This window comes from Enterobacter sp. WP_7_1 (genome assembly GCF_003688535.1).
Classification (GTDB): Bacteria; Pseudomonadota; Gammaproteobacteria; order Enterobacterales; family Enterobacteriaceae; genus Enterobacter; species Enterobacter asburiae.
This window is the reverse complement of the sequence record NZ_REFK01000011.1, coordinates 1-5,069: the sequence shown is the minus strand read 5'-3', so window position 1 is coordinate 5,069 and position 5,069 is coordinate 1. Positions and strand designations below refer to the sequence as shown.

The 5,069-nt window shown below is 45.7% G+C and carries 6 protein-coding genes; all 6 read right to left on the bottom strand.

Annotation, left to right across the window (positions count from 1 at the left end):
• Nucleotides 1–150: 150 nt before the first annotated feature.
• Nucleotides 151–585 (bottom strand): hypothetical protein, encoded by a 435-nt coding sequence (locus BJ885_RS23115; RefSeq protein WP_121930911.1) that lies wholly within the window; start codon nt 583–585, stop codon nt 151–153.
• Nucleotides 586–694: 109 nt separating this feature from the next.
• Nucleotides 695–1,042 carry an immunity protein Tsi6 family protein gene (locus tag BJ885_RS23110; protein WP_121930910.1) on the bottom strand — a complete coding sequence of 116 codons (348 nt, stop codon included), beginning with the start codon at nt 1,040–1,042 and terminating at the stop codon, nt 695–697.
• Nucleotides 1,043–1,169: 127 nt separating this feature from the next.
• The gene (gene tri1, locus BJ885_RS23105; RefSeq protein ID WP_121930909.1) at nt 1,170–2,270 is read right to left on the bottom strand and encodes an ADP-ribosylarginine hydrolase Tri1; all 1,101 of its coding nucleotides are present in this window, start codon (nt 2,268–2,270) and stop codon (nt 1,170–1,172) included.
• Nucleotides 2,270–3,610 carry a PAAR domain-containing protein gene (locus BJ885_RS23100; protein ID WP_121930908.1) on the bottom strand — a complete coding sequence of 447 codons (1,341 nt, stop codon included), beginning with the start codon at nt 3,608–3,610 and terminating at the stop codon, nt 2,270–2,272. The genes tri1 and BJ885_RS23100 overlap by 1 nt, the downstream gene beginning before the upstream one ends.
• Before the next feature lie 2 nt (nt 3,611–3,612).
• Nucleotides 3,613–4,407 (bottom strand): DcrB-related protein, encoded by a 795-nt coding sequence (locus BJ885_RS23095; protein ID WP_121930907.1) that lies wholly within the window; start codon nt 4,405–4,407, stop codon nt 3,613–3,615.
• Between the two features lie 11 nt (nt 4,408–4,418).
• A partial coding sequence (locus BJ885_RS23090) for a bacteriophage T4 gp5 trimerisation domain-containing protein (RefSeq protein ID WP_404851352.1) occupies nt 4,419–5,069 on the bottom strand: 651 nt, incomplete at its 5' end.

The window sequence follows — 5,069 nt, the reverse complement described above, 5'->3', positions numbered from 1 at the left end:
AGCGCGAACGACTCGGACATCGCCTCGCGGCCCGTCAGTTTCCAGAACAGAAGCCCCTCCACCGGGAGCTGAACGGTAATTCGGTTGAGCATAATATTTATTCCACTATGGACTGATCTCGGTGTTCATTGAAATATTTTTTTATCGTGCTTATTTAAGCCATAAACCTTTAAACATAAGGACGCTACCCAGGGAAACTACGCTTTTAGCAACGATTAGTAAGCCAGGCGCAATGACGCGTGTTATAGACGATATTGCTTCATAATTTTCAGCATTGTATTTTTTGTGCCCCCCTATAATCCCGGAAAAGATCGTGCAGAGCAGCACAACGGTAACTTTTAGCCCCCATACGCACAGGAAAGACATGGAAAAGATAATCGTATATTGTTTCGCCGTTGCGACGGAGAATAATGACATTGACTGAGCGAGCCATTTCAACGTAAAACCAATAACACCCGTAGTCACTAGCACCAGAACAAACATCAATCCGGCCAGGAACCATTGTTTTTTGTCGAACAAATCCTTTCCATTCCAGATGTATGCTAAAGTAATAAGGATGAAAAACACACACCCAATCCATTTCATCTTTTCCTACTCCACTCATTTTTATTCGTCGTCATGCAAACAGTAAAAATAAAACAATCGGGACTAGAATGTTCACAGCTTATCAGACATTAAAACAAAAAAACCTTAATCACTTGAGATATCTTTTTTGTCTTTTCAAATACTCCACATCTTGTTCATGAGGAAGAATGACCTTTAATCCTTGCCCCATCTGCGAAGCTATATAATTAGCATTAGATAAATGCTCAGCAAGCTCGGCATCTGTTGTATCAAATTCTTTGGACGCGAGCACTCCAAGATTTAATGCATGTAATTTACTTTTATCTTTTTCAGCACCTATTAAAATTGATTTGATATAATCCAACTGGCACTTCACCATAACATACAGTGAAAAATCAGGCTTTGCTTCCAACCGTTGACTGATTATGTCAAGGGCATCATTGATATAATTCAGCTCGGTATAATTTTCTTTATTCATGAGCAATCTCAATCATATTTTTATATTGAAAATATACTGTATCCCTCCACCTATTGACTGGAAGAGATGTTTTTAACTGACCAAATATCAGGCACGGAAAAATAGCCGTGCCATAGGGATTATACAATTATAAAAAATTGTCCTCAGGTGCTCTATCGAATAACTCACCTGCCATTGTGGCGATACGTTCGTGTTGCACGAGTTTATTTTTCCACTCCTGGGGAATACCGGAATAACCATATAATGCTCCAGCTATTTGCCCCGCCGTCGCCGCAACGCTGTCAGCGTCATCGGCAAGATTGGCGGCCAGCAGAATTGCATCGCGGAAATTATCCGTATTCCATACCGACCACATCGCGGCCTCAAGCGTATCGATAACATAACCACTTGAACGAATCTGATCGCGAGTTTTTTGCTTATATTCACCCGCGTTGATAATCATTACGCGTGGCTGAAGCGGCATAACGTGCGGAGAAAAAACAAAATCTTTATTGCTACCGTTAATCATATGCACAAGCAAATAACTTAAATACTGTGTGCTATTTATTGCTTCCGCGGCACCGTGTGTTGCGATACTCTGTTTTTTAGCTTCATAAAATGCTTTGTTTAATGACTTTCTAAAAAAAATAGAGACAGGGGCTTGTCTGATAATGGAAGCATTACCTGCAGTTTCTGCCGCAGTATTGCCGCTCCATCCTGGGCCAATTGTTAAATATTGCTCTAAAGCAAATCGCGTTGTATTACCTATATCAAAACAGACGCCATTTGAACTGTTATAACCATGCTGATACCATGCCAAAAGCTTATTCCTGAAGCAGGTAGTATCAGCATCACCTTTCTCAAGAAGCGTTTCCGCAAGACATAATGCCATGGATGTATCATCCGTCCACTCGCCTGCGCGAAGTCGAAACGGCCCACCACCTGTCATATCGTTGACGTGTGCTTTGTCACGAGGTAAAAATTCGAGCGTCGTCCCTACAGCATCTCCAACAGCAAGACCAATAAGCGCACCAACAGCACGATCTCGCGATTCCGCTAGTGAGATGTTACATGATGGTGTTAAGTCCCATTGTTTTTGTGCATCACTATTCGGCGATGATTCTAAGGGTTTATTATCATAAGTATACTGCATCCTCCGCTGAACCAAAGGACTGCTAACGGGTAAGTATTGTCGATATTTGTCCACATACTTTAGTAACGTATTTAAATCAGTGTGCAGATCGATCATTATAATTCCTTATATGTAAGCGCGGTTTTACCACCAGAATCAACACGCTCAACAACTTCAAATTTGGTACCTGGTTTGAAAAGCACTTCCGTTTCAGTTCCTTTATATTCAGAAAGAAAATCAATAGGCTTACCTGTTTTACCATTAATTGTAATCGTGGTATCTCCCGAAAAAGGAACTTTCTGATCGGTGCTCATAAATGCTGGATCAGAAACAACATTGCCCACCTGGTTTTCCATTAGTACGTTTTCAGGTAACGTCGCGCCTCGATATGTTATCCCCTCATAGGAAGGAAGCTTATCAAGCGCGTTAGTGGCGTGATCCGCAAAGGCTTGTATTTCTGGTGTAAGTTCAGCCTGACCTCTTAGCGCATTGTTAACCATCGGATAACCTTCATTCGTAGTATAACCGTAAAGAGCCCCTACTTCATCATCGGTTAGCAGGGAGGAGAGTCGTTTATCCCCTTGTTCAGCAAGTTGTCTTCCCTTCGTTATCCATGTATTCGACAGGTCTTTACCTACAGCCTCGGATAAACTCATCTTCGGTTTATTTAAACCTGTAGCGCCTAATGGGCTTGCTTCGACAGGTCTGACTGCCGGTATTTTACCAGCCCGCCACGCATCAAACCTTGCCCCTCCCTTCATGCCAGCCCCGCCGCCGATAACGGAGCCGATCAGCATCCCCCATTTCTGACCGTCGCTGCCTTCGCCAAACAGCATTCCACCCGCGTAGCTACCCACAGTGCCACCGCCCATCGCACCGAGGGTACTCAGAAGTGCGATTGCCGGACTGGCCAGCACCGCCATGGCTCCGGCACCAACGGCGAGCATCGTCCAGTTCACCCACTCCGGGATTTCAGGACTTATTTCATCGGTCTGAACCTTGCTTCCACCGATAATAACATTACGCGATCCCTGACTAATCTCAGCGCTGCAAGTCAACTTATCGCCTGTGCGAGAGGCGGGAAAGTTGTTGATGTAAACTTTTATCGAACCTTCCGCAACCCGTTGCAGGCTACCGCTGTGCTCATCACACTCTCCGGCTGACAGATGAGCGCGGATAGCCTTTCGGCTGTTGATAAAGACATTGGGTGAACCTTCTTTTAGCGTACCGGTAGTATGGCGTGGAGCCCATGACATACTACCGAGGAGCTCACCCACCCCACCCGCAGCACATGCCCCAGCCGCAACGGCAGAAACAGCAACCAACGCGGTCCCTCCGGTGACGACAACGGCAGCTGCGCCCAGAATTGCCCCACCAACCAATCCTGCGATCATCCAGCCTTTTGAGGCTGTATGAGCAATCTCATCATCCACGCGAGCGGCCAGACATTCGGACATAACTATTCGGCTCGCTGTGCCATCAGATACCCACGTATCCGATCGGGTGTATTAAGTTGGTCAGAACCAGAGACCTGGCGGCATACGGAAAGCTGTGAAAGCAAGTGATGTGATTTGTCTGAGGAAGTCGTCCAGAGCGCGTAACGAAGGGGTTGGCTGTCCGGAACGGGTGCAATACTGAGTGGTTTACCCCGCTTTTCAAAAAGCAAATACTGCCCCTCTTTCGCCCGCTGAAGCGAAAGGTGTCCATACAGTTCCTGAATGTTTTCAAAGACACTGAGTACCTTACTCTCACTATCAAGCGCAAAAAATGGCCCCTGGCTGTCGGCAGCGAGCATTTCCTGGGTTTCAGTCTGAGCCGGTTTGTGGAACTTAATACTGCGGATAATTTCCTGATATTGATTATGATAATAATCGCTAAACTCGCCCGGGCAAGTACCGATATAACACACCATCTTTTGGCCGCCAGGATGGTCACCGAGCAAAATAACGGTCTGCCTCTGGAAAATGATCGCATTATCATTTTTGAACTGATAATAAAGCTCAACCGCAGGGTGACCATCAACAGAGGTCATCTGAGAGGATTCGAGACGAAAGTCGGGCAACGTAATTTCCAGTTCACGTACCAGCCGTGTTGCCGCATCATGGACTTTATCTTCGTTTTTAGCACTCGCACGAGAAACAACAAAAGTAAACTCGCTGGCTCCATTATCACTCAGGGTAAATAAATTCATGGTTCTGTCTTTAAACACATCAGGTAAGGCGAGGGATGCTTCCTGAAGAATATATTCAGCCATTCGGGTTACTCTTATTTATTGCCATTAATAACAAAAAAACTATCCACTTCCTGCTGGATTTCACCCTGATGGGATGCGCCAGGAGGATCGATAACGTTTCGTCCATCATCAGGATTTAAATGCAATTCACCGGAAAGCGTATTAATTTGCGCATTCTCTTTTGCAGTAAAGTTAAAATTATTCCCAATGATATTAACGCTGCCGTCTTTTGATAGCTCGATAGCACTTTCACCACATTCAAGTCTCAGTGTATTACCTGCGGAAAGGATAAAATTGTTAACCACTTTATCGTTTCGACTCTTACCCGTCAGGCATATCACATCGCCTTTAATACCTGATTTCTGGTTTTTCGCTACCCGTAAAGTTTCATCTTCTCCAACAAACTGAGTGCGATTTTTTTCAGTAGAATGCGACTCGTCGTTTTTGACGTTAATATCCAGATTCCGCTCGGCCTGGATCCACACCTGCTCTGCGCCCGCCTTGTCCTCAAAGCGCAGGGCGTTGGCGTTGTCGACGGAACCGTCTTTCGTGCGGCTCATAAAACCCATCTGCGTCGCCGCAGCCGGTAGCGCCCACGGCGGCATGCTCGCGTCGTTGTACACGCGACCGGTGATAATCGGCCGGTCCGGGTCGCCGTTGATAAAGTCCACCACCACCTCATC

Excerpts from the sequence above, each read along its gene's own strand:
- tri1 (WP_121930909.1), bottom strand. The coding sequence starts at position 2,270 with ATGATCGATCTGCACACTGATTTAAATACGTTACTAAAGTATGTGGAC.
- BJ885_RS23095 (WP_121930907.1), bottom strand. The coding sequence starts at position 4,407 with ATGGCTGAATATATTCTTCAGGAAGCATCCCTCGCCTTACCTGATGTG.
- BJ885_RS23110 (WP_121930910.1), bottom strand. The coding sequence starts at position 1,042 with ATGAATAAAGAAAATTATACCGAGCTGAATTATATCAATGATGCCCTT.
- BJ885_RS23115 (WP_121930911.1), bottom strand. The coding sequence starts at position 585 with ATGAAATGGATTGGGTGTGTGTTTTTCATCCTTATTACTTTAGCATAC.
- BJ885_RS23100 (WP_121930908.1), bottom strand. The coding sequence starts at position 3,610 with ATGTCCGAATGTCTGGCCGCTCGCGTGGATGATGAGATTGCTCATACA.